This is a genomic window from Streptococcus lactarius, assembly GCF_016642265.1.
In the GTDB taxonomy this organism is placed as follows: Bacteria; Bacillota; Bacilli; order Lactobacillales; family Streptococcaceae; genus Streptococcus; species Streptococcus lactarius.
In genome coordinates this window covers 101,602-127,362 of record NZ_MRXX01000007.1, presented here as the reverse complement: position 1 = coordinate 127,362, position 25,761 = coordinate 101,602, and the positions used below count along the sequence as shown (strand labels likewise).

General features: G+C 44.2%; 13 protein-coding genes. 11 read left to right on the top strand and 2 right to left on the bottom strand.

The features are described from left to right. The first annotated feature begins 141 nt into the window (after window positions 1-141). The 3 genes from BTU61_RS06020 (at window position 142) to glnA (ending at window position 2,488) form a co-directional block, all read left to right on the top strand. Entirely contained in the window at window positions 142-675 is a 534-nt protein-coding gene (locus tag BTU61_RS06020) for an FUSC family protein (RefSeq protein ID WP_200772777.1), read from the top strand. A 67-nt stretch (window positions 676-742) separates the two neighbouring features. Then, on the top strand, window positions 743-1,102 hold the full coding sequence (locus tag BTU61_RS06015; protein ID WP_200772776.1) for a MerR family transcriptional regulator: 360 nt from the start codon (window positions 743-745) through the stop codon (window positions 1,100-1,102). Between the two features lie 39 nt (window positions 1,103-1,141). Further along, the gene (glnA, locus tag BTU61_RS06010) at window positions 1,142-2,488 is read left to right on the top strand and encodes a type I glutamate--ammonia ligase (protein ID WP_200772775.1); all 1,347 of its coding nucleotides are present in this window, start codon (window positions 1,142-1,144) and stop codon (window positions 2,486-2,488) included. 102 nt (window positions 2,489-2,590) lie between these two features. Here the strand turns inward: glnA and rnjA are convergent, their stop codons facing one another. Next, window positions 2,591-4,273 carry a ribonuclease J1 gene (rnjA, locus tag BTU61_RS06005; protein WP_200772774.1) on the bottom strand — a complete coding sequence of 561 codons (1,683 nt, stop codon included), beginning with the start codon at window positions 4,271-4,273 and terminating at the stop codon, window positions 2,591-2,593. Between the two features lie 3 nt (window positions 4,274-4,276). Then, window positions 4,277-4,507: a DNA-directed RNA polymerase subunit epsilon gene (locus BTU61_RS06000; RefSeq protein WP_200772773.1), complete on the bottom strand. Its 231-nt coding sequence runs from the start codon at window positions 4,505-4,507 to the stop codon at window positions 4,277-4,279. 281 nt (window positions 4,508-4,788) lie between these two features. Between BTU61_RS06000 and tsaB the strand changes: the two genes are divergently transcribed. The 8 genes from tsaB (at window position 4,789) to BTU61_RS05960 (ending at window position 25,651) form a co-directional block, all read left to right on the top strand. Then, entirely contained in the window at window positions 4,789-5,472 is a 684-nt protein-coding gene (tsaB, locus tag BTU61_RS05995) for a tRNA (adenosine(37)-N6)-threonylcarbamoyltransferase complex dimerization subunit type 1 TsaB (protein WP_200772772.1), read from the top strand. Further along, on the top strand, window positions 5,469-5,906 hold the full coding sequence (rimI, locus tag BTU61_RS05990) for a ribosomal protein S18-alanine N-acetyltransferase (protein ID WP_200772771.1): 438 nt from the start codon (window positions 5,469-5,471) through the stop codon (window positions 5,904-5,906). Before tsaB ends, rimI begins: the two co-directional genes overlap by 4 nt. Continuing rightward, window positions 5,896-6,906, top strand: a complete 1,011-nt coding sequence (gene tsaD / locus BTU61_RS05985; RefSeq protein ID WP_200772770.1) for a tRNA (adenosine(37)-N6)-threonylcarbamoyltransferase complex transferase subunit TsaD — start codon at window positions 5,896-5,898, stop codon at window positions 6,904-6,906. Before rimI ends, tsaD begins: the two co-directional genes overlap by 11 nt. Before the next feature lie 139 nt (window positions 6,907-7,045). Next, window positions 7,046-8,032, top strand: coding sequence for a hypothetical protein (locus BTU61_RS05980; protein ID WP_200772769.1), 987 nt, complete (start codon window positions 7,046-7,048; stop codon window positions 8,030-8,032). Between the two features lie 51 nt (window positions 8,033-8,083). Beyond that, window positions 8,084-8,629 (top strand): hypothetical protein, encoded by a 546-nt coding sequence (locus BTU61_RS05975; protein WP_200772768.1) that lies wholly within the window; start codon window positions 8,084-8,086, stop codon window positions 8,627-8,629. 36 nt (window positions 8,630-8,665) lie between these two features. Further along, on the top strand, window positions 8,666-9,583 hold the full coding sequence (locus BTU61_RS05970) for a hypothetical protein (protein ID WP_200772767.1): 918 nt from the start codon (window positions 8,666-8,668) through the stop codon (window positions 9,581-9,583). Window positions 9,584-9,965: 382 nt separating this feature from the next. Then, window positions 9,966-16,853 carry a SpGH101 family endo-alpha-N-acetylgalactosaminidase gene (locus tag BTU61_RS05965; RefSeq protein ID WP_200772766.1) on the top strand — a complete coding sequence of 2,296 codons (6,888 nt, stop codon included), beginning with the start codon at window positions 9,966-9,968 and terminating at the stop codon, window positions 16,851-16,853. Between the two features lie 131 nt (window positions 16,854-16,984). Continuing rightward, the gene (locus tag BTU61_RS05960; protein WP_200772765.1) at window positions 16,985-25,651 is read left to right on the top strand and encodes an SIALI-17 repeat-containing surface protein; all 8,667 of its coding nucleotides are present in this window, start codon (window positions 16,985-16,987) and stop codon (window positions 25,649-25,651) included. The last annotated feature ends 110 nt before the right edge of the window (window positions 25,652-25,761 follow it).

Genomic DNA, 25,761 nt, shown 5'->3' with positions numbered 1-25,761 from the left:
GTGCGGAGGTGGGACGACGAAATCAAATTCTAACGAATAACCGATTTCTGTCCCACTCTCTTTTTGCTGCCTTTCTATTTTTACTGGTTCTATCCTTTCTGAAAATATGGTAGAATAGTAGAAATAGAAAGATAGGTGACCATGGATTACTTTAAACGACACAAATTTGATTGGTCCAAATTCCGTTTGGGAATGAGAACCTTTAAAACTGGGATTGCCGTTTTTATTGTACTCCTGATTTTTGGGGTATTTGGTTGGAAAGGTCTTCAGATCGGGACTTTGACAGCTGTTTTTAGTTTACGGGAAGACTTTGATAAGAGTGTCCATTTTGGGGCTTCTCGTGTCATGGGCAATAGTATCGGAGGTTTTTATGCCGTATTGTTCTTCCTTTTAAAAACGCTCTTTCATGGGGCGTATTGGGTGACTCTGATTTTTATCCCCATTGCGACCATGTTAACCATTATGACCAATGTTGCGATGAATAATAAGGCTGGGATCATTGGGGGAGTTGCGGCCATGCTGATCATCACCCTCTCCATTCCTGATGGGGAGACCTTCTTGTATGTTTTTGCCCGCATCTTTGAGACCTTTGTGGGTGTGTTTGTAGCCATTTTGGTCAATTCGGATGTCGATCGGATACGGGACGCCCTCAGGAAACGTAAAAAACCTATGTAAGATTATATGACATTTAATCTTGACATAGATTTTTTTTGGGTTATAATAGAATAGAAAGAGGAATGGTATGAAGGAAAAGGAATTACGACGCTCGCTTGCGGTCTTTCCGATTGGGAGCGTGATGAAACTGACTGATTTGACAGCACGCCAGATTCGCTATTATGAAGATCAGGGCTTGATTTTTCCTGATCGTACAGAAGGCAATCGCCGTATGTATTCGTTGGACAATATGGACCGGCTCTTAGAGATTAAGGATTATATCTCTGATGGCTTGAACATTGCGGATATCAAGAGAAGATATGCGGAAAAAGAGCAGGTAACTACCAAAGCTGTCAGTCAAGAAGAGATCCGTAAGGCCCTTCATCGTGACATCGTTCAGCAAAGTCGCTTCACATCATCCCTATCGCCATATGATCCATTTCGTTGATCATTTCATTTCTTTGCATTTTATTTTAAGGAGACAAAAATGTCAATTACTGCTGCAGATATTCGCCGTGAAGTAAAAGAAAAAAATGTTACTTTTATTCGTTTAATGTTCTCTGATATTTTGGGAACCATGAAAAACGTCGAAATTCCAGCTACCGATGAGCAACTGGACAAGGTTCTTTCAAACAAAGCTATGTTTGATGGTTCTTCGATCGAAGGATTTGTTCGTATCAATGAGTCAGATATGTATTTGTACCCAGATTTGGATACTTGGACAGTCTTTCCATGGGGTGATGAAAATGGTAGTGTAGCTGGTTTGATCTGTGATGTCTATACAACGGAAGGTAAACCATTTGCAGGGGACCCTCGTGGGAATTTGAAACGTGCTCTTCGTCATATGGAAGAACTTGGATTCAAGTCCTTTAACCTTGGTCCAGAACCTGAATTCTTCCTCTTCAAGTTAGACGAAAATGGGGATCCAACACTTGAAGTAAATGATAAGGGTGGCTATTTTGACCTTGCTCCCACAGACCTTGCCGACAATACTCGTCGTGAAATCGTCAATGTCTTGACAAAGATGGGATTTGAAGTGGAAGCCAGTCACCACGAAGTAGCCGTTGGTCAGCATGAAATCGACTTTAAGTATGACGAAGTGCTTCGCGCTTGTGATAAGATTCAAATCTTCAAACTTGTCGTGAAAACCATTGCCCGTAAACACGGTTTGTATGCTACCTTTATGGCCAAACCAAAATTTGGTATCGCTGGTTCAGGGATGCACTGTAATATGTCTCTCTTTGACCAAGATGGCAATAATGCCTTCTTTGATCCAGAAGATCCAAAGGGGATGCAATTGTCAGAAACTGCTTACCACTTCCTTGGTGGCTTGATCAAGCATGCTTACAACTTTACGGCTATTACCAACCCAACGGTTAACTCTTATAAGCGTTTGGTGCCAGGATATGAAGCACCAGTCTACATCGCATGGGCAGGACGCAACCGTTCTCCACTTGTGCGTGTACCAGCGTCACGTGGAATGGGTACTCGCTTGGAATTGCGCTCAGTAGACCCAATGGCTAATCCTTATGTAGCCTTGGCTGTCCTTCTTGAAGTCGGACTTCATGGTGTTGAAAATAAAATCGAAGCACCAGCTCCGATCGAAGAAAACATCTATGTGATGACACCAGAAGAACGCAGAGCTGCTGGAATTACAGACCTTCCTTCAACTCTTCATAATGCTTTGAAAGCTTTGACAGAAGATGAAGTCGTCAAAGCAGCCTTGGGTGAACACATCTACACCAGCTTCCTTGAAGCCAAACGGATCGAATGGGCTAGCTATGCAACCTTCGTATCGCAATGGGAAGTAGATCACTATCTAGACCTTTATTAAGTAACAACAGCACAAAGAGCTTGGAAGACATTCCAAGCTCTTTGTGTAATTTAAAAAGTCACAATAAAACCAGTTGAGCTCAGGGTCTCAACTGGTTTCTTTTTAATTTTCGTCATCTGGTGTGAGAATCATTGGGATAATGATAGGTTCACGTTCCGTGCTTTCGTACAGGAATGGACGAAGGGCGTTGACAATCGCTCCATTGACGGTTTGAATGCTGGCATCTTTATTCTTCAGTGCGATGCGGATCGCGTTAAAGAGCAGGCGCTGGCTTTCACGGATCAGATCTCCTGATTCACGCATGTAGATGAACCCACGGCTCAAGATATCTGGGCCTGCTAGGATCATCTTAGACTTAAAGTCGACTGTTGCGACGGCAAGGACAACCCCATCTTCGGAAAGGTCTTTGCGGTCACGAAGGACTGCAGCACCGATTTCACCGATACGATTTCCATCGACATAGATGTCTTGGGCGTTAAAGCTTCCTGCGATCCGAGCAGAGTTGGCTGTAAGAGCGAGTACATCACCATTGCTCATGATAAAGATATTGTCTTTTTCAACACCCGTATCTTTGGCAAGTCCTGCGTGGATCTTTTGCATCCGGTACTCACCGTGGACGGGCATGAAGTATTTTGGCTTGATCAAGCGAAGCATGAGTTTTTGTTCTTGTTGACCACCGTGTCCAGAGGTATGGATGTTGTTGATCTTCCCGTGGATGACATCGACTCCCGCTTCGGAAATTGTATTGATCAGTTTGTTGACACTGGTTGTATTTCCAGGAATCGGACTAGAAGAGAAGATCACAGTGTCTCCTGGTTGGAGTTGCACTTGGCGGTGCGTTCCGTTAGCGATCCGAGAGAGGGCTGCCATGGGTTCTCCTTGGCTTCCTGTACACATGATCAGGATCTCATTGGCTGCATAATCTTTGATCTCACTAGGCTCGATAATGGTTCCAGCAGGGACTTTGATGTAGCCAAGCTCAATCCCATTGACAATGGCTTTTTCCATGGAGCGTCCAAAGACGACGATCTTGCGACCGGTCTTGACAGCCGCTTCAGCAGCTTGTTGGAGACGGAAGATATTCGAAGCGAAGGAGGCAAAGATGATACGCCCGTGGATGCCTTCGATGATCTTCATGATGGATTGGCCAACTACTTTTTCAGAGTTGGTAAAGGTTGGGACTTCTGCGTTGGTTGAGTCTGAGAGCAGGCAGAGAACGCCTTCTTCCCCAAGGGCCGCCATACGATGGAGGTCAGCCGGTTCCCCAACAGGTGTGAAGTCGAATTTGAAGTCTCCGGTACAGACAATCTTACCTTGAGGAGTGTGAATCACAATCCCTAAAGGTTCTGGAATCGAGTGAGTCGTACGGAAGAAGGTTGCTTTAAGATTTTTAAATTGAAGCTCAGTGTTTTGGTTGATTTCGTAGAGTTTGGCATCACGAAGAAGGCCGTGCTCTTCTAATTTTCCACGGATCAAGGCAAGCGCCAAAGGTCCAGCGTAGATAGGGACATTGGCTTGCTTCAAAAGGAAAGGAATCCCACCGATGTGGTCTTCGTGTCCGTGGGTAATGAGGACCGCTTTGACGCGATCGATATTGTCAACGATATAAGAGTAATCTGGGATGACATAGTCGATCCCAAGGAGGTCATCTTCTGGAAATTTGATCCCGGCATCGACAATGATGATTTCATCTTGGTATTCGATCCCGTAGGTATTTTTCCCGATTTCTCCAAGTCCACCAATGGCAAATACACCAACTTCTTCAGATTTTAAGGTATAAGCCATGGATTAGTACTCCGTTAGTTCAAAAGCACCTGACTCTTTCTCATAAGCAAGGTGTTGCTCAGAAAGTGGTGTGATAAATTCAATGTTGAAATCTGTGTTTGCTTCAACCAATTGACGAGCTTGGATGCGCCCTTCGCGTTCGTTTGGTGCATCAATATCAAGATACAGTGCATGTGTCGTTTCACGACGAGGGTTCCGGTCTTTTGTTTTCTGATAAAAAACTTTGTAAATCATGAAGTAATTTTCCTTTCATTATTTCGGTCCATTTTGTTGGCTACTATAGGGGAAATTCCTAGAGTTTTAAGGGGACCTGATTCGATACAATTAATTATCATTATATCATAAATTCGCCTGTAAGTAAAAGATCCACCCGTCAAGACAGGTGAGGGCATTCCTATAATAGCTTGGTATTTTGATGACTTTTCTCTGATGCAATCCTTCCTTGGGGGGAGAGTTTCGCTGGGATTTGAAGGGAATTTGTAGTATAATATAATCCAGTTCAAGAGGAGTAGGAAATGAAATTATTAGCATTTGATACCTCGAGTAAGGCTCTTTCTGTAGCGATTTTAGAAGATGAGACTCTACTTGCAGAAACAACACTCACCATTAAGAAAAACCATAGTATGACCTTGATGCCGACCATTGATTTTTTGATGCAGCAAATTGATCTAAAGCCCAAGGATTTGGATCGGATCGTGGTGGCAGAAGGACCTGGGAGTTACACTGGGCTACGCATTGCGGTCGCAACTGCAAAGACGCTGGCTCATACCTTAAAGATTGACTTGGTTGGGGTTTCAAGCCTCTTAGCTCTAGTGCCGGATGATCTAGAAGGTTTGGTAGTACCTGTCATGGATGCTCGTCGGAACAACGTCTATGCAGGCTTTTACCAAGGGGATCAACTGGTCGCACCAGAAGGGCATTTTCCATTTGAAGAGGTCTTAGAGCGTGCAGTGACGAATGACAAGGTTACCTTTGTCGGAGAGGTTACAGCCTTTGAGGGACAAATTCAAGCTCATCTGCCAAAGGCTACTTTCTCTGAAACCCTTCCAGATGCTGTGAAAATCGGACGTCTCGGCCTCAAACAAGCACCTGCTAGCCTCCATGATTTTGTTCCAAACTATCTGAAACGGGTCGAAGCAGAGGAAAATTGGCTCAAAGACCATACGGAAACGACGACCTCTTATATCAAGCGTCTATGATCAAAGTAGAAATCAAAAAGGGGCGAAGTCAGGATGCAGCTGCCATTCTCGCTGTGATGGAAGATGTCTATGAAACTAGTCCCTGGAAGTTGGAGCAGACTGAAGCTGATTTAGAGCAGGAATCGACCTCCTATTTCCTAGCTATGGATGAGGACCAAGTCCTTGGGTTTGTCGCTTTTCAAGAGACACTCTATGAAGCCGAGGTCTTGCAGATTGCGGTTAAGCGCGCCTTTCAGGGGCAAGGCCTAGCCCAGCAGTTACTCGCGCAGTTACCGGATCAAAAAGAGATTTTCTTAGAAGTGCGCGTGTCCAATCAACCGGCCCAAGGCCTATACAAAAAAATGCATTTTGAAGAAATTGCACGGAGGAAAAACTACTATCACGATCCGATAGAGGATGCCGTGATCATGAAGAGGAACCCGAATGAAAGATAGATATATTTTGGCTTTTGAGACATCGTGTGATGAGACCAGCGTGGCTGTCTTGAAAAATGACGACCAACTCTTGTCCAATGTCATTGCCAGTCAAATCGAAAGCCACAAGCGTTTTGGTGGAGTGGTGCCTGAGGTAGCCTCCCGTCACCATGTGGAAGTCATCACCGCATGTATTGAAGAAGCCCTAGAAGAAGCAGGGATTACAGAAGACGAGATCACTGCTGTAGCAGTTACTTACGGCCCAGGCCTGGTTGGGGCTCTTTTAGTCGGCTTGGCTGCAGCTAAGGCCTTTGCCTGGGCGCACGGCCTTCCTTTGATTCCAGTCAATCATATGGCGGGGCACTTAATGGCCGCTCAAAGCGTTGAGCCCTTAGAATTTCCGCTCTTGGCCTTGCTGGTAAGTGGAGGACATACCGAGCTGGTCTATGTCAGTGAAGCGGGGGATTATAAGATTGTTGGGGAAACGCGTGATGATGCGGTTGGTGAGGCTTATGACAAGGTCGGGCGCGTGATGGGCTTGACCTATCCAGCAGGTCGTGAGATCGATCAGCTAGCCCACCAAGGAGCTGATATTTATGATTTCCCACGGGCCATGATCAAAGAAGACAATCTGGAATTTTCTTTTTCAGGGCTTAAGTCGGCCTTTATCAATCTGCACCATAATGCGCAACAAAAAGGGGAAAGTCTCTCCAATGCAGACCTGTCAGCGAGCTTTCAGGCCGCCGTTTTAGACATTCTCATGGCCAAGACCAAGAAGGCTTTGGAAAACTATCCGGTCAAAACCCTAGTCGTTGCGGGTGGGGTCGCAGCCAACCAAGGTCTCCGTGAACGCTTGGCTTCTGAGATCACGGATGTTAAGGTCATCATTCCGCCTCTGCGCCTCTGCGGGGACAATGCAGGGATGATTGCCTATGCCAGCGTCAGCGAATGGAACAAAGAAAACTTCGCAGGCTGGGACCTCAATGCCAAACCAAGCCTGGCCTTTGAAGGAATTGAATAAATGTATGCTAGCCATTTAGATGAAGGAATCTAGATGGTTTTTTTGTTGAAATCTCACCAACTAGTAAGGGATTTGCGATTGGTAAGAAAATTCGGTATGATAGAGGGAATAAAAGATTGGTGGAAGAGAGGGAAGTCGGATGGTACGAAACAGAAATAAAATTAAACAGAATGTAGTTGTATATTCTAGCTTAATTTTACTAGGAATGGGGTTTATTTTATTTCTTTTTGGTTGTTCAAAATCTTTGAAGGAAGGTCCTAAGAGATCTACTAATGGCGATGAAAATGAATATTTTAGTACTTATAATCTTAATGCAGATATCCAGAATTTTCAATTTATCCATAATAAAAATGGTATCATAGTTGAATGGAAGTTTGAAAATAATAAAGTAGCAAAAGCAGTCAATTCCTCTGATTGGATTAGAGTAAATCAACATTATCTTGTTAGAACGAGAGAGAAATTAAGACTAGCGTCTGCCTCTAAAAAAATGGAGTCAGATGAATACTCGTATTTAGATGTATTTGATTTAACCAATAAAAAAGCCTCTAAGAAAGAAGTGAATGTTTGGAAATTAATGGTTAACTATTTAAAAAATGATAATATTGAATTGCGTAGGACCTTGCCAACCTTAAGAAGGATAGAAAAAAATGATTATGCTGTTATTAAAATAAATGATCAACAAACATATCGTTATTTCTTGCTTAATCTTAAAACTCTCAAAATTGATAAAGAAATAACGGAAGAAGACGTAAATGAGAAAAATAGAGTGTATCTCTCCATTTCTACCCTTAAAGGCTACACTGCTGGAGTTCTTCCGTTTGATAATGGTTTTTGGAAGGAGAAATCTTACAAAGGGAATATTAATTTGAGAGCGTCTTATCCGACAGCTTTTAAACTCTTTTCAAAACCAGAAGGTTTTGCGTATAAAGTGATTAATTCTGAGAATGGTGTGATTACGAATGGGAAGGAACTGATAGATCTAGAAACAGAATTTCTTAAATTAGGTTCCTCTGTGTACGATCATGCCTATCTGCCTAAAGAACTGAGTATTGAAAATAAAGATACGAAAATCTCTCAGTTCGATGAGATTCAAAAGTATTATAACGGTAAATTTATTTCAGATTAATACTGAGAGAATTTTTAGAAAACATATAAGGAGAATGAAAAAAAGATTATTATGCCATCAATGATTAATTTAGGAATATGGGAAAACAAGAATTACCATTTTGATTGGGAGGAAAAAGTTTTACTAGAAGAAACGTCTTCTCCTAACTACTGGTCTTATGTACTGCTTCCAGTCACATTATTTATTATCCACAAAATTTCGGATGGATTAGCGGAAGCTGGACTATTTGACAATCAGTTAGTACGATTTGGAACGATTCCAATTTTAGGTGTTATCTCCTACTTCTTAGCTGCGTGGATCATTCGATATTACCATGCAAGCCTGAAATTACAGACCTCCAAGTTGGATGAGGATCAGTGCAAGAAGTTCATCAAGGCATTAAAGAGACGGAAGGTGTACTTTATATTTCTGGTCAATCTTTTTAGGTTCCTAACTGTAGCCGCGATTCTTTTGTTTGTGATTGGCAATGAAACCATTGCAGTCCTCTTTTTACTCATTAGTTTTTTAGTGATATTTATGTTTAAATTTGATTACCAACTTCATAAATGGCCTGATATGATAGAGATCATATCTCAAGAAGTGGAAAATGGTAAGTAAGAAAGATTTGATGGTCATGAGGATTTTGAAAAGTAGGTGGGTGTATTGAAAAAAATTTTAAGTTTGAAACTGGTTTTTATATTGGGTGTCATAGTCGGTTTCCTATTCTATTTTAAACCTTCAGAGACTAAGAAAAATTCTGTTGAAAAAAGCCCTAGCTCAACCAAAGTCATCCATGAAGGGAATCTCAAGGATGTTCAGCTATTTGGTGAGAAAAATCAATTTGTTTTGAGTAAGGATCTGACGTTGGCTGATGGGAAGTATCTGGTTGGTTTTGACTATGTAAATGGGGATGAAGATATAAAAAAGGAGTATATTGGATTCCGATATTACGAGATTGACAATCAATTTAAAGAAACAACCGTAAATGTTTTAGACGAGATTCGAAAGAAAGCACCAAATGCTTTTATTAATGATTATCAAATAAACGTTAATAGTGGAGTGAGTGTTGTAGATATGGGATATTATATGTCTCGTAGAGCAAGGGAACGTGATATCGGTGATGAGAAAAATATTTATTACAAGTTAGATGAACAGAAATACTACAGCACGTATGCCATCCCAGAGGGCAGTGCAGTTAAGGAAAAAATTATAGACTATACAAATTTAATGGAATTAATCGATAAAAATACCGGTTTTGACCTTCAAGCAGGATTTAAATTTCAGAAACAGGCCAAGAATGTAAACACAGATATTAATCTATTTGCAATTTATCCGGAATTCAAAGAGAAAATGTTGAGTGGTAAGTACTGGATTGAGCCTAGATTACAGTTATTAAGTAGTAAGGAATGGTTTGATACTCTTCTTCATTGGTTTGCACCTAAAGGACAGGACGTCTTATCTGGGGTAAAAATTGAAGCTCGGTACTCAATAGATGGTCAAGAACATGAAATTCGTTCTTATGATGAGTTTAAACAATACTACAACGGACAAGGTGGTGAATTGAGTGAGTAGAGCTTCTTATGGAAGATTGGGAGCAAGAATGAACTGAATCCTGTCTATAACCGTAGGAATCTGGACTGAGAACATATCTTTTATCACATTAAGCGTTTTTGGAAGGTTTAGTTGGAGTCAACTAGGCCTTTTTTGTTATCTTGGATAGTAAGTGAAGGGATTCAGCTTGCTCGGATTTTTCTACTGGGTGGGACTTTCTATCAATTGATCGATTTCTCATTTTTTATACCATTTAGTTCTTGCAAGATATACAATATTTTGATATATTAATGGTGCTAATGTATTTGGATGTTTTATCATGTAAGTGGTGCCATGTGTGAGGAAGGAGTATGGCTGCGGCAGAAAATGCAACCGCTTACTTTTGAAATGAAAGGGAAAGCTAATGAAAAAATGTTTTTTTGAAAGAAGATGCAAATACAGCATTCGTAAATTTTCGTTGGGTGTTGCATCTGTAATGATTGGTGTGGCTCTATTTGGAGCAGGAACAGCGCTTGCGGATACGCCTACGTCGGGTTCTATTGACAACTTACCGCCTGACTTGGCGTCTGCTTTGGCAAGTGCCGAGGATCATGGACGAGAAGTTGAGAGACCAAAAGCTGAGGAGCCTCAAGCTTCTCCCGAGGTGGTGGAGGCTCCAAAAACGGGAGACGTAGTTGAAAAGGAAGCTACACCGACTCCTGCTTTGGACAAACTCCCCGAAGAAGTTCGTGGAAAGCTAGAGAATGTAGAAGACCATGGCCGAACAACTTCCAAAGAGGATTTGGCAAAAGAGGACAAGGAGTTAGTGCCAGACGATGTCGCAAGAACCAAGAATGGGGAATTAAACTACGGAGCAACCGTTGAAATCAAGAGTGCTGCTGGGACAGGAAGTGGAATTGTCATTGGTAAAAATCTTGTTTTGACTGTTTCGCATAACTTTATCAAGGATGTTCCGGATGGAAATAATCGTAAGGTAGCCGATAATATCGATCGGGATGGGGATGTGTATCGCATTTCCTATGAAGGGGTGCCAGACGTCGCATTTAGCAAAAATGATGTCCATCACTGGGATCGTGAAGGTTTCCTAAAGGGCTATAAGAATGACTTGGCAATCGTCAAGCTCCGTTCGCCTCTAGCCAATGCACCTGTAGAAGTCACAGACCAACCGGCGAAGACAAAGGTCGGAGATAAGGTTCACGTTTTTGGCTATCCTACTGGAAAACTCTCTCCAATCTTGAATACGACGGTTGAAGTGTTGAATGATTATGGAGAAGGAGTTCGTGGAATTAGCTATCAAGGTAGTGAACCAGGTGCGAGTGGCGGTGGTATCTTTGATGAAAATGGAAAATTGATCGGTGTTCACCAAAATGGTGTGGTTGGGATTCGTAGTGGAGGAATTCTCTTTTCACCAGCTCAGCTTGAATGGATCCACAATTTTATCAAGGGAATTGAAACTAGTAAACCAGCGGGTCTAGAAGCTATGGATAAACAGGTTGAGGATAAGAATAACAAACCAAAAGTGGACAAGCCAACGGAAGAAAAACCGAGTGAGTCGAAGCCTGTGACGAACCAACCAACTCCATCTAAGGTAGTGACACCCGAGTGGAAGACGGTCGAAAAGAAAGAGCAACAGGGAACCGTTACCATTCGGGAAGAAAATGGTGTTCGCTACAATCAGCTTGCCTCTACAGCACAAAATGACAATGCGAAAAAACCAGCCTTGTTTGAAAAAGAAGGCCTCTCAGTGGATGCCAATGGCAATGCGACGGTTGATTTGAACTTCAAAGAAGAATCTGAAACTGGGAAAGCACGTTTTGGAGTCTTTATGAAGTTCAAAGATACGGAAAACAACGTATTTGTCGGTTATGACCAGGGCGGATGGTTCTGGGAGTACAAGACGAACGGGAGCGGTCTTTGGTACCAAGGAAGCCGCGTAGCTGCTCCAGTTAATGGTTCTAGCAACCATTTGACCATCAGTCTTAAGTCAGACGGCCAGCTCAATGCAAGCAACAACGATGTGAAATTGTTTGATACGGTGACCTTGCCTTCTGCTGTCAATGACAAGCTAAAGAGTGAGAAGAAGATTCTGCTAAAGGCTGGAACTTATAACGCAACTGAAAGAACGATTGTTAGCGTCAAGACAGACAATCAAGAAGGAGTGAAATCAGACCAGGCTCCGGCCAAAAAGGAAACGGGTGATCCGGTTGATGATCAGCATGTAGCATATGATACCATTGCTTCAAGTGTGCTGAAGGCAGTGATCGACCAAGCCTTTCCACGGGTGAAAGAATACACACTGAATGGTCACACACTTCCAGGTCAAGTCCAACAACTCAAGAAAGTCTTGATCAACAATCATGAAGTGACTCCAGAGGTAACGTATAAGAAGATCAATGCAGAGACTGCTGAATACGATATGAAGCTCCGGGATGAGGAGAACCTGATCAACGCGGATCTGACCGTTCGTTTGCAAGTGGTGGACAATCAGTTGCATTTTGATGTGACAAAGATTGTGAACCACAACTCAGTGACGCCAGGTCAAGCAATTGATGATGAACGAAAACTCCTTTCTTCCATCAATTTTCTTGGGGATGCCTTGGTCTCTGTGTCGAGCGATCAAGCTGGAGCTAAGTTTGACGGGGCAACCATGTCAAATAACACCCACATCAGTGGAGATGACCATATTGCTGTTACAAATCCGATGAAAGCTCTGGCTAAGGGGTACATGTATGGCTTTGTTTCGACGGATAAGCTAGCTGCAGGTGTCTGGAGCAATTCTCAAAATAGTTATGGTGGTGGATCCAGCGACTGGACTCGGTTAACAGCCTTTAAGCAGACGGTTGGAACGGCCAATTATGTTGGGATCCAAAGCTCAGAGTGGCAATGGGAAAAAGCTTATAAGGGCATTGTTTATCCAGAATATACCAAGGAATTGCCTAGCGCAAGGGTTGTCATCACAGAAGATGCCAACGGGGATCAGAAGGTAGACTGGCAAGACGGAGCGATTGCTTATCGGAGTATTATGAACAACCCTCAAGGTTGGGAAAAAGTTAAAGATATTACAGCTTATCGGATTGCCATGAACTTTGGTTCACAGGCTCAAAACCCATTTTTAATGACACTTGATGGCATCAAGAAAATCAATCTAAATACAGATGGTCTCGGACAAGGTGTACTGTTGAAAGGGTATGGTAGTGAAGGCCATGATTCGGGTCATTTGAATTATGCGGATGTTGGAAAGCGTATCGGCGGGGTTGAGGATTTCAAAGCCTTGATTGAGAAAGCGAAGAAATATGGGGCTCATTTGGGTATCCATGTGAATGCTTCTGAAACCTATCCTGAGTCGAAGTACTTTAGTGAAAATATCCTTCGTAAGAATCCTGATGGTAGCTATAGCTATGGTTGGAACTGGTTAGACCAAGGGATTAATATTGATGCTGCTTATGACTTAGCCCATGGTCGTTTGGCCCGCTGGGAAGAGTTGAAGAAAGAATTAGGTGATGGTCTAGACTTTATCTATGTAGATGTCTGGGGCAATGGCCAATCTGGTGATAATGGTGCCTGGGCAACTCATGTGCTTGCAAAAGAAATTAACAAGCAAGGCTGGCGTTTTGCGATTGAGTGGGGCCATGGTGGCGAATACGACTCGACCTTCCAACACTGGGCAGCGGATTTGACTTATGGTGGCTATACCAATAAAGGAATCAACAGTGCGATTACCCGCTTTATCCGCAACCATCAAAAAGACTCTTGGGTGGGGGATTACAGGAGTTATGGCGGTGCGGCAGATTATCCACTTTTAGGTGGCTACAGCATGAAAGATTTTGAAGGTTGGCAAGGACGGAGTGATTACAATGGCTATGTGACCAATTTGTTTGCTCATGATGTCATGACCAAGTACTTCCAACACTTCACCGTTAGCCAATGGGAAAATGGAACACCGGTAACGATGACGGATAATGGTGCGACTTACAAGTGGACTCCAGAAATGAAAATTTCCTTGGTTGACGCGGATGGTCATCAAGTCGTGATCACGCGGAAATCAAATGATGTCAATAGCCCGCTCTACCGTGAACGAACGGTCACCCTTAATGGTCGTGTGATTCAAGATGGTTCAGCTTATTTAACGCCTTGGAACTGGGATGCAAATGGTCAGAAGCTTCCTGCTGATAAGGAAAAGATGTACTATTTCAATACAGAAAATGGTGCAACAACCTGGGCACTTCCGAGTGATTGGGCAAATGGCAAAGTTTACCTTTACAAACTCACGGATCAAGGTAAAACTGAAGAACAAGAAGTGGCTGTGAAAGATGGTAAGATTACCCTCGATCTACTGGCCAATCAGCCTTATGTCCTCTACCGCTCTAAACAAACCAATCCAGAAATGTCTTGGAGTGAAGGAATGCATATCTATGACCAAGGATTTAACAGTGAATCATTGGATCATTGGAAGATTACTGGCGATGCTTCTAAGGCTGCCATTGTCAAGTCTCAAGGGGCCAATCAAATGCTGCGCATAGAGGGCAATACGAAAACAGTGAGTCTAACGCAAACATTGACCGACTTAAAACCAAATACGAGATATGCCGTGTATGTCGGTGTGGACAACCGGAGTGATGCCAAAGCCAGTCTCACAGTCAATACGGGTGAAAAAGTGGTCACAAACTACACCAACAAGTCACTCGCCCTCAACTATGTGAAGGCCTACGCTCACAACACTCGCAGGGACAATGCAACTGTGAATGATACCAGCTATTTCCAAAACATGTATGTCTTCTTCACTACAGGTAAGGATGTCTCCCACGTGACCTTGACACTGAGTCGTGAAGCTGGTAGCGAAGCGACTTACTTCGATGAAATCCGGACCTTTGAAAATCAATCCAGTATGTATGGGGATGGTCATGATACGGCGACAGGTGTCTTCAAGCAAGACTTTGAAAATGTAGCTCAAGGAATCTTCCCATTTGTCATTGGAGGAATCGAAGGGGTCGAAGATAACCGGACCCACTTATCTGAAAAACATGAACCATATACCCAACGTGGTTGGAATGGTAAGAAAATAGATGACGTCATCGAAGGTCACTGGTCTCTCAAGACAAATGGCCTGGTCAGCCGACGCAACTTGGTCTATCAAACCATTCCTCAAAATTATCGCTTTGAAGCTGGTAAGACTTACCGGGTTAGCTTTAATTACGAAGCGGGCTCTGATAATACCTATGCCTTTGTCATCGGTCACGGTGAATTCCAATCGGGTCGTCGTGGTACTAAAGCTAGTGAGTTGGAACTTCATGAACTAGCCAATTCTTGGACGGATTCAAAGAAAGCGAAACGGGCTACCTTCCTTGTCACTGGTGCAGAAACAGGCGATACTTGGGTCGGTATTTACTCAACTGGAAATCCAAGTAATACTCACGGAGATGCTGGGGGCAATGCCAACTTCCGTAGTTACAATGACTTTATAATGGATAATCTTCAAATCGAAGAAATTACTTTGACAGGCAAGATGCTGACAGACAATGCTCTCAAAAACTATCTGCCAACGGTGGCTATGACGAACTATACCAAAGAAAGCATGGATGCTTTGAAAGAGGCAGTCTTCAACCTCAGTCAAGCAGATGACGAGATTAGTCTTACAGAAGCTAAGAGTGAAATTGCCAAAGTTCAGGCTCTGAAGGATGCCTTGGTCATGAAGAAGACATCTCTTGTTGCAGAGGATTTTGAAAGTCTAACAGGTCCAGCCCAAGATGGTGAGGGTCTTGAAAATGCCTTTGATGGCAATTTATCAAGTCTCTGGCATACTTCTTGGAGTGGTGGAGATGTTGGAAAACCAGCGACCATGGTTTTGAGAGAAGCTACAGACATTACGGGCTTCCGTTATATTCCACGCGCTTCTGGTTCAAATGGAAACTTGAGAGATTTAACGCTTGTGGTAACAGATGAAACTGGCAAGGAACATTCTTTCACAGCTAGTAATTGGGCTGATACGAACAAACCGAAAGAAATCACCTTTGGTCAGACCATTAAAGCAAAGAAAATTGTCTTGACGGGAACGAGAACCTATGGTGATGGTGGCAATCAGTACCAATCAGCAGCGGAACTGGTCTTCATGCGTCCTCAAGTTGCAGAAGCACCTTTAGATACAACTCCTTATGATGCTGCTCTAGCCAAGGCCCAAACCTTGACGGATAAAAGCAAGCAAGAAGAAGTAGCCAGTGTCGTTGCGAGTATGACATTTGCAAGAGAGCACCATCTCTTAACCAGTCGAATGGTAGACTATTTTGCAACTTACCTTAATCAATTGCAAGCTCCTATGAGCAGTAAGGGAGACGAAGCAGCACCAGTCGTTGAGATCCCAGCATTCACGGGCGGAGTCAATGGTGCTGAAGCAGCCATCCACGAAGTCCCAGCCTATACAGAAGCAGTTGGAACAGTGGGAGATGAAGCAGCTCCAGTGGTGGAAATCCCAGCATTCACGGGAGGAGTCAATGGTGTTGAAGCAGCTGTCCACGAAGTTCCAGCCTATACAGAAGCAGTTGGAACAGTGGGAGATGAAGCAGCACCAGTCGTTGAGATCCCCGCCTTCACAGGCGGAGTCAACGCTGTTGAAGCAGCCATCCACGAAGTCCCAGAGTTCAAGGGAGGCGTGAATGCGGTCCAAGCAGCACAAAACGATCTTCCGGCCTACACAGGTGGTGCCAATGGTCTTGAAGCAGCCGTCCTTGACTTGCCAGTTTACAAGCAGCCTGAAAACGAATCGCATCAAAGCAATCTCACATCCCCTCAACAAAACTTGCATTTGTTGAATGATCCTGCAACAGGTGTGATGGTGATTGGCCGAGACAGTGAATTAGGAACAGCTACTAAAGTCCATGTTCAACGAGTGTTGGATCAAGCCTTGCAAGGCAAACGCTATGATGCCTATGTGATCCAACTGCTTGACTCAACGCATACCCGTGTGGAACCAACTGGCGCTGTTCTAGTCCGTTTGCCGCTTACTGGAGCTGTTGAAGCCCTTTACGATCTGACAACAAACGAGACTGTGGGCTTCACGCTGAAAGGTGATTGGCTGGAATTCACAATGACTCATTTAGGAACTTATGCGGTGGTCTACAAAGAAATGACGACCTCCATGACAGGTGAATCTTCACCAAGCCTTGCTACAGAGATGAAAGGAGAAGACAAGGCGATGCTTCCAGCAACAGGTGAAGCAGCCTCCTCTGCCCTCTTCCTAGCAGGCCTGAGTCTAGGAGCAACGGCCCTCTTTATGGCCAAGACGAAAAAAGAATCTTAGGAGAATCTAGGATTCGAAACAGGGAGCGAGGCGAATCCAAATCTCGATTCGTTCTGTCCCGCTCCCTTTTTGAAATATGAAAATGATAGCGCTTACGATACCTTGCTATTCTGATGAAAGGTGATGGAAACATGAGTAAAAAGGGATTTGAAAAACGATGCTATTATAGTATTCGCAAATTTGCAATCGGTGCAGCCTCTGTGATGATTGGGGCTAGTTTCTTTGGTGTTGGTGTGGTAGAGGCAGCAGAAACTCAAGCCAGTCCTGAAACAGAAGGGACGATCACACAGGTTCAACCGATGGAGACGTTGCCTTCTGAAGTTGCTAACTTACTAAAAAAAGCTGATTCTGAGGCAACTCAGGGGAATTCCACGTCTTCTGAAACTAAAGACCAGGCTGACAGTCCAACAACGGAAACGCCACAAGAAACACCAAAACCTGTCGTGAAACCAACTGAAACAGTTAGCCCAGTAGCACCTGTAGTAGCACCTGTTACCCCTCCGGTAGTGAGCCCAAGTCAGCCAATTGTCACAGATCTAGAAGATCGTCCAGACCGAAATCATCTAGAAGGGGCGCAGGCAACTGCTAGCAATCACGAAACTGGAACCAACTTCACAGCGGATAAGGCAGTCGATGGCAATAGCGATACACGCTGGGCTACCGACCGAGATGCAAAAAATCCAAGTATCGAGCTTACCCTTCCTAAGACAAGTTTGATCAAGCATGTGGAAATTGACTGGGACCGGCGCCTCAGAGGGGGACAAAACGATCCAAATATCACTTCTTGGAATCTCTACTATGCTGGTGTTGATGATGTCAATGATCACGGTGAAAAACGCTGGCAACTGGCCCATCAAAAAACAGGGAATCCTGTCTTAGATGAAAAGGTAGATTTGAAAACACCGATTTTGGCCAAGTATCTCAAACTGGAAGTGACGGATTACCAAGCTGGTAGTATGCAATGGAAAAATGTAGGGATCCAAGAAATTCGTGCCTATTCCAATATTCCTGACCAAAGCAAGCCAACCAGTATTCGGCAAGTAAATGAACTTAGCCTAGCAGAAAATGGTCATTCCTTGGTTTTGCCAACCCTTCCAGGCCAAGTTCGCCTGATTGGTAGTAACAAGCAGGGAGTGATTGATCTTGAAAATAAGATCTATACACCATTGACAGATCAACACGTCAAAGTGATGGTGGAACAAACAAACGAAGGACGTACCCTGACCAAAGAATTTGAAGTCGTTGTTAAAGGCTTGCATCAAAATGAAGGTGTGGGTGTGAAACCGACGGTAGCACCAGCAGTACAACAATGGTTTGGTAGAGAAGGAAAAACGTCTATTACAGCAGATACGGTGATCTCAGTGGGGGATTCTGGATTTGCTGAGGAAGCAAAATTCTACCAAGCGGACCTTGAAAGTCGTGGACTTGAACTGGCAACAGGCGATCAAGAAACTTCCAAACGCATTGTCTTTAAAAAAGTAGAAGACAAGGGCTATGGCAAGGAAGGGTATGGCATCACGATTCAGGATGGTGTGATCACTGTAGAAGCTGCCGACAAGGCAGGAGCTTTTTACGCCACTCGGACACTGCTTCAAATGGGGGAAAAAGACCTGCAAAATGGGGAAATCCGTGACTTTCCAAGCTACAGCTACCGTGGTTTTATGCTGGATACAGGTCGCAAATTTATCCCTTATGATACAGTAGTAGATATCATGCTCAACATGGCCTACTACAAGATGAACGACTTGCAATTGCACTTGAATGACAACTATATTTTCCTAAAAGATCATCTGGCTGGTAAACATCTGAGCCCAGAAGAAGAGTTGAGCTATGTCTTAAAAACTGCTAAGACAGGTTTCCGAGTTGATACAGATATTGTAGGGGCCAATGGGGAAAAACTCACTTCAGACCAGCACTATACCAAAGAGGAGATGCAACAGTTGATTCAACTGGCCAAAGCCTTGCATATCAATCTCGTACCTGAAATTGACACGCCCGGTCATGCTTTGTCCTTTGTCAAGGTTCGGCCAGACCTCATGTATAAGGGTAGTTTGAGTGATTACAGGGGCAAGCACAATGTAGAACGTGTGGCCATGTTGGATTTGGATAGCAAATATGACGAAACTCTAGCTTTTGTCAAATACGTCTATGACAAGTTGCTGGATGGAGAAGATGCACCACTTCACGGGGTGTCTACCGTTCATATCGGGACAGATGAATACTACGGAAATCGAGAAAGTTATCGTCGGTATGTCAATGATTTGATCCAATACATCAAATCTAAAGGCTATACCCCACGAATTTGGGGATCTCTTAGTGCCAAGAGAGGACACACACCAATTGACTTAAATGGTGTTGAAGTGGACATTTGGAGCATCGGTTGGCAACAACCGAAAGAAGCGATTGCCCAAGGTGCCAAGGTGATCAATATCACAGATATTCCAACTTACAGTGTCCCAAATGGGAACAACCAGCAAGGGGCTTATGGGGATTATGCCAACTATGAACTCCAATACAATAGCTGGACACCGAATGACTTCAGAACTGGCCATGGACCATTGTTAGAGGCCTCTAACCCAAGCGTTCTTGGTGGTGGTCATGCGCTTTGGAATGATAATATTGACCTTCATGAAACAGGTCTCACGTCTTACGATCTCTTTAAACGCTTTTTCAAGAGCATGCAGACTACCGCAGAGCGTACGTGGGGATCCGATCGTGCGAGTGCAAGCTATGCTGAACGGGTCTTACCAGCCAGTATCTACGCACCACAAACCAATCCCGATAAGACCGTAGAAGCAGATGCCCTCTTTCACATCACACCAGAAACGATTGAAAACTATGCCAGTAAGAAAGTGACAACCAGTAATGATGGCCTAGCCTTTGAAAAAGACAGTCGGATCAATGGTTTGGCTGGTGATGTTGGTCCTAGTCATGTCTTGAAATTCGATGTGACAGTGACAGGAGACGGTGAGCAAACCTTCTCAAGCAGTGGGGACAATAGGCTCTATCTCGCAGACAAGGATGGCTACCTGGCTTATACCTTTGAGCAATTCCATATCCAATTTAATAAGAAACTGGAAAAGAATAAACGTTACCAGATTGCTGTGGTTACCAAACCTCAATTGACCGAAGTATATGTAAATGGTGAACAGGTAGAACGCTTGGCTGATCCAGCTGCACCTCACTTAGCTTACAATAGCTTGGTCCTTCCTCTTGACACCATTGGTGGCTTCAAGGGCATCTTGCATAGTGCAGAGTTGACGGATGAAGCCTTTGTCAATCCACGCTTGATTCCAAATGATCACTTGACAGTGACTGCAAGCAGTCAAGAATTGCCTGGTACTGAAACAGAAGGGGCTATTGAAAAAGCCTTTGACAATGATCCAACGACCTTCTGGCATTCGAAATGGACCGGATCTCAAGCTCCATATACGGTTACAATGAAGCTGAAAACAGCTGAAATGGTGAATGGCTTGACCTATCTTCCACGTTCAGGCGGGGGCAATGGGGTTGTCACGTCCTATGAAATCTATGCCCAAAAAGATGGCCAAATGGTCAAGGTGGCTTCAGGAACTTGGGACACCAATGCCAAAGAAAAAACAGTTTCATTTGAAACAGTTGATACTGATAAGGTAGAATTTAAGGTCCTAGCAGGTGTTGCAGGATTTGGCAGTGCTGCTGAAATCCATTTGCTCAAGCCACTTTCTAGTAGCAAACCAGAAGAGCCTGCTAGCCCAGAAAAACCTGAAACTCCAGAAAAGCCTAAAGTTGAGGAAATGGGTGATGGTACAACCGAACTCGCGGATAGTTTTGTAGCTAAGAAGCCAGCAAGTGATGAAGCGATTGCTGCTGCTGCCCAAAGTCAAGACTATCTCAAGAGAGAATACAAGGTCTTTCCAACCCCACAAAAAGTTACTTATGGTGAAGGCGTTACCAAGCTTCATCAACAAGTCAATCTTGTCATGGGCGATCAATTGGATATCTATACGCGCAACCGCTTGAAGAGTGTCTTGCAAGATCATCAAATCTCGTACACAAGTAGTCCAGCAGCAGTGGCAGGTGCAACGAACATCTACCTTGGTGTGCATGGGCAAAATTCCCAAGCCGAAAAAGAAATGCCAAATCTGTCTCAAGGACTCTTTGATAAGATTGATGCCTATGCCTTGTCTATCAAAGGAAATAGCATCTCGATCGTCGGTAAAGATACAGATGCTGTCTTCTATGGTTTGACGACTCTCAAACACATGCTGAATGAAAGTGCAGCACCAGTCTTGCGCAATGTAACCGTCGAAGACTATGCTGACATTAAGAATCGTGGCTTTATCGAAGGCTACTACGGAAATCCATGGTCGAACGCTGATCGTGCAGAACTCATGCGCTATGGTGGTGACTTGAAGTTGACCCAATACTTCTTTGCACCAAAAGACGATCCATACCACAACAAGAAATGGCGTGAACTGTATCCAGAAGAAAAACTAGCTGAAATCCGTGAATTGGCGCGTGTCGGAAACCAAAACAAGACACGTTATGTTTGGACCATCCACCCATTTATGAACAACCGGATTCGCTTCGGAAATGATGCTGACTACCAAAAAGATCTGGAAACCATTAAGGCCAAGTTCACCCAGCTGATGGATGTAGGTGTTCGTGAATTCGGTATTTTGGCCGATGATGCGCCAAGTCCAGTAGGAGGCTACAATAGCTACAACCGCTTGATGAAGGATATGACTGACTGGTTGACTGAAAAGCAAGCGCGGTATGCAGGCCTTCGTAAGGATATGATCTTCGTACCTGCTCAATACTGGGGCAATGGCCGTGAAGCGGAGTTGCGTTCGCTCAATGAAAACCTTCCTGCTTCCACCACCATGACCCTTACTGGAGGTAAGGTTTGGGGAGAAGTATCAGAATCTTTTCTATCCAACCTCAAGAACAACCTCACAGCGGGTGGCAAGACCTATCGTCCAGTGGCTCTATGGATCAACTGGCCATGTACAGACAACTCGAAACAACACTTGATTTTAGGTGGTGGTGAGAAATTCCTGCATCCAAATGTAGATCCTAGTCTCCTTTCAGGCATTATGTTGAATCCAATGCAACAATCTGAGCCTTCTAAGATTGCACTCTTCTCTGCGGCGCAATACGCATGGAAACAATGGAAGTCTGAAGAAGAAGCGAAGAAAGTAAACGATATGGCCTTTAACTTTGTTGAAACTGGTCAGTTTACAGAGAGTGATACCTCTAAAGCCTTCCGTGAACTCGGAAAACACATGATCAATCAAAATATGGATGGTCGTGTTGTGAAATTGGAAGAATCTGTAGAGTTAGCACCAAAATTAACTGCCTTTATGACCAAGTTGCAAGCAGGTCAAGATGTCCGTGCAGAACGGGAGGAATTGCGTGGAGAATTTGCCAAACTAAAAGCTGCAGCGCAACTGTATAAAGCCTCTGGTGATAAAAAGATGGTAACTCAAATCCATTATTGGTTGGATAATACAATTGATCAGATGGATGCTCTGAGTGCCTTCCTTGATGGAACAGAAGCCATTTCAAAAAATGATGCCGCAAAACTTTGGGATAGTTACTACAAGGGCTTGAAGCTCTATGAACAGTCCCAAACCTATACCTTCCACTATGTTGACCATGATGAAAGAGCAGAGTTAGGTGTTCAACATATCCGTCCATTCTTGCTTGGTCTCCGTGAAATCTTGGCATCAGAAGTTCAAAAAGCTCTGCACCCAGACCAAGTAATGAGTACCTTTATCACTAATCGTACAGGTGTAGAAGGTGGACTAGCAGAAGTGACAGATGGAGATCTAAGTACACATGCCCTGATCAAATCACCAAACAGTATTCAAACTGGTGATTACATTGGTCTGAAATTCAACAAGGCTGTGCCAATTCATACCTTGACCTTTGCAATGGGAACTCAAACCAATCCACGTGATACCTTCAACAATGCCAAGGTTGAGTATCTCAATGAAAATGACCAATGGGTAGCACTGACAGATCCTCACTACACTGGTAATGAGCCTCTCCTTCAATTTGAGAATCTCAATCTCAATGCCAAGGCTGTCCGGATGGTTGCTACTTCCGATCGGGACAATACCTGGTTTGCTGTGCGTGAAATTGCAGTTAACCGACCAGTCGAAGTACATCATAGCAAACAGAGCGCTACAGTGACGATTAGTCCAAATCTCATGTACAAGTACAACACGACAGTTACTCAGATCACAGATGGTCGTGACAATACGGAAGCCATGTTTGCCAATGCCGATCGGACAGATACCACTCCAGTGGATGCTTGGATTCAGCTCGACTTGGGTGAAGTCAAACCAGTGACCAAGGTGCGTCTGGTTCAAGGTTCAAGCGATAAATTAGCCAGCGGTCTTCTAGAGTATTCTACAGATGGGCATACATGGCAAGAATTGGATCGTTTATCAGGTGAGCAAACCAAAGAAATCGAAACTCCAATTTCAGCTCGCTACGTCCGTGTTCGGAACACCAAGAATACCAATCTGTGGTGGCGAATTGCAGACTTCTCCCTTGAAACCCGTTCTGGCAACAGCGAATTAACAGATACCAACGTTGCAAGTTTGAAATCTATCCCAGTATATGATAGCCTCGGCCGTTATGACCTGCAAATTCCAAGTGGTACCAAGCTACCAGCCCATAGCTATTTGGGAATGAAACTGGATCGTCTCCATCAAGCCGAAAGTATCCAAGCAATCGGAATTGAAAATCCAGCCCTCCGCGTCGAGTACTCTCCAAATGCTCAAGAGTGGTATCCAGCTAGCCAAGTGACCGATCAAGCCTTGGTCCGCTATGCTCGTTTGGTCAACAAGACCGATCAAGAACAAGCAGTGACCGTAACTTCTCTACTTGTGAAGACCAAAGAAGTCGAACCAACAACGCTAGATTCGACTTCTATGGGAATTGATGCCACATACGGAAGCAATGACGTACGCAAGCTTAAGAATTTGGACCAATTATTTGATGGAGTCTACAATAACTTTGTTGAATTCTCAGATTATGCTCATAAAGGTGGCCATATCACCCTGAAGCTTGGTAGCCAACGGGATATCAAGAAGATTCGAGCTTACATCCAAGACGGAACTCAAAATTACCTTCGAGATGGTAAGATCCAAGTCAGTCCAGATGGCAAGACTTGGACCGATGTTGTCAGCGTTGGAGATGGCCTTGCCAATGAAACAAGAGATGATTCCTTGACAGATGGCTGGACCCATGATTCTAAGATGCCAGGAAATCGCTACATCGAAGGAGAGCTCACAAGTCCAGTTAAAGCCAACTATCTCCGTGTCCTCTTTACCGCTGATTACGATGCTCGCTTTGTCGGCTTTACCGAATTAGTGATCAATGATGGTGAATTTGTAAAACCAATCAACGACCCAACCGTCCAAGGAAATAGTGGAGAAAGTCGTGGTAACCTCTACACCAATCTTGTCGATGGGAAGGTTTTGACGAGCTACAAGGCTGAAAAAGACCAAGGCGAACTGATTTACCACTTGTCAGAACCAACAGATGCCAATCATATCCGCCTCGTTTCAAGCCTTCCTCAAGGGGTGGTAGCGCATGTACTTGCTCGGACTTTGAAAGAAGATCGGACCGGAGCCTGGGCAGATTTGGGAGCCATTACCACAAGCTTCCAAACCTTTGCTGTACGAAACAAGGCGCCTTTGTTGGATGTCAAGCTCACATGGCAAGGAGGCAAGCCTGAGTTCTACGAATTAACGATTTTCCACCAAGGTCTGACTGATCAACCGGTGGAAACGACCACAGCTCCGAAACCTGAGTTCCGTACGAGCAGTAAGGGGGATGAAGCAGCACCAGTAGTAGAAATTCCAGAATTTACAGGTGGAGTCAATGGTGTTGAAGCAGCCATCCACGAAGTCCCAGCCTATACAGAAGTAGTTGGAACAGTGGGAGATGAAGCAGCACCAGTCGTTGAGATCCCAGCATTCACAGGTGGAGTCAATGGTGTTGAAGCAGCTGTCCACGAAGTTCCAGCCTATACAGAAGCAGTCGGAACAGTGGGAGAGGAAGCAGCACCAGTCGTTGAGATCCCAGCATTCACAGGAGGAGTCAACGCTGTTGAAGCAGCTGTCCTCGAAGTCCCAGAGTTCAAGGGAGGTGTGAATGCGGTCCAAGCAGCACAAAACAATCTTCCAGCCTACACAGGTGGTGCCAATGGCCTTGAAGCAGCCGTCCTTGACTTGCCAGCTTACAAGTTACCTGAAAACGAATCGCATCAAAGCAATCTAACATCCCCTCAACAAAACTTGCACTTGTTGAGTGATCCCGCAACGGGCGTGATGGTGATTGGCCGAGACAGTGAATTAGGAACAGCTACTAACGTCCATGTTCAAAGAGTGATGGATCAAGCCTTGCAAGGCAAACGCTATGATGCCTATGCGATCCAACTGCTTGACCCAACGCATACCCGTGTGGAACCAACTGGTGCTGTTCTAGTCCGTTTGCCACTTACTGGCGCTGTTGAAGCCCTTTACGATCTGACAACAAACGAGACTGTGGACTTCACGCTGAAAGGTGATTGGCTGGAATTCACAACGACTCATTTAGGAACTTATGCGGTGGTCTACAAAGAAATGACGACCTCCATGACAGGTGAAGCTTCACCAAGCCTTGCTACAGAGATGAAAGGAGAAGACAAGGCGATGCTTCCAGCAACAGGGGAAGCAGCCTCAACTGCCCTCTTCCTAGCAGGTCTGAGTCTAGGAGCAACGGCCCTCTTTATAGCCAAGACGAAAAAAGAATCTTAGGAGAATCTAGGATTCGAAACGAGAGTGGGACAGAAATCAAATTCTAACGAATGACCGATTTCTGTCCCACTCTCTTCTTTTATCGCAAAAGTCTTCTCTTGCCTTCTTTT

Coding starts and splice junctions, on each gene's coding strand:
- rimI (WP_200772771.1), top strand. CDS start 5,469: ATGATCAAAGTAGAAATCAAAAAGGGGCGAAGTCAGGATGCAGCTGCC.
- BTU61_RS06020 (WP_200772777.1), top strand. CDS start 142: ATGGATTACTTTAAACGACACAAATTTGATTGGTCCAAATTCCGTTTG.
- BTU61_RS06015 (WP_200772776.1), top strand. CDS start 743: ATGAAGGAAAAGGAATTACGACGCTCGCTTGCGGTCTTTCCGATTGGG.
- BTU61_RS05965 (WP_200772766.1), top strand. CDS start 9,966: ATGAAAAAATGTTTTTTTGAAAGAAGATGCAAATACAGCATTCGTAAA.
- tsaD (WP_200772770.1), top strand. CDS start 5,896: ATGAAAGATAGATATATTTTGGCTTTTGAGACATCGTGTGATGAGACC.
- glnA (WP_200772775.1), top strand. CDS start 1,142: ATGTCAATTACTGCTGCAGATATTCGCCGTGAAGTAAAAGAAAAAAAT.
- rnjA (WP_200772774.1), bottom strand. CDS start 4,273: ATGGCTTATACCTTAAAATCTGAAGAAGTTGGTGTATTTGCCATTGGT.
- BTU61_RS05975 (WP_200772768.1), top strand. CDS start 8,084: ATGCCATCAATGATTAATTTAGGAATATGGGAAAACAAGAATTACCAT.
- BTU61_RS06000 (WP_200772773.1), bottom strand. CDS start 4,507: ATGATTTACAAAGTTTTTTATCAGAAAACAAAAGACCGGAACCCTCGT.
- tsaB (WP_200772772.1), top strand. CDS start 4,789: ATGAAATTATTAGCATTTGATACCTCGAGTAAGGCTCTTTCTGTAGCG.
- BTU61_RS05980 (WP_200772769.1), top strand. CDS start 7,046: ATGGTACGAAACAGAAATAAAATTAAACAGAATGTAGTTGTATATTCT.
- BTU61_RS05960 (WP_200772765.1), top strand. CDS start 16,985: ATGAGTAAAAAGGGATTTGAAAAACGATGCTATTATAGTATTCGCAAA.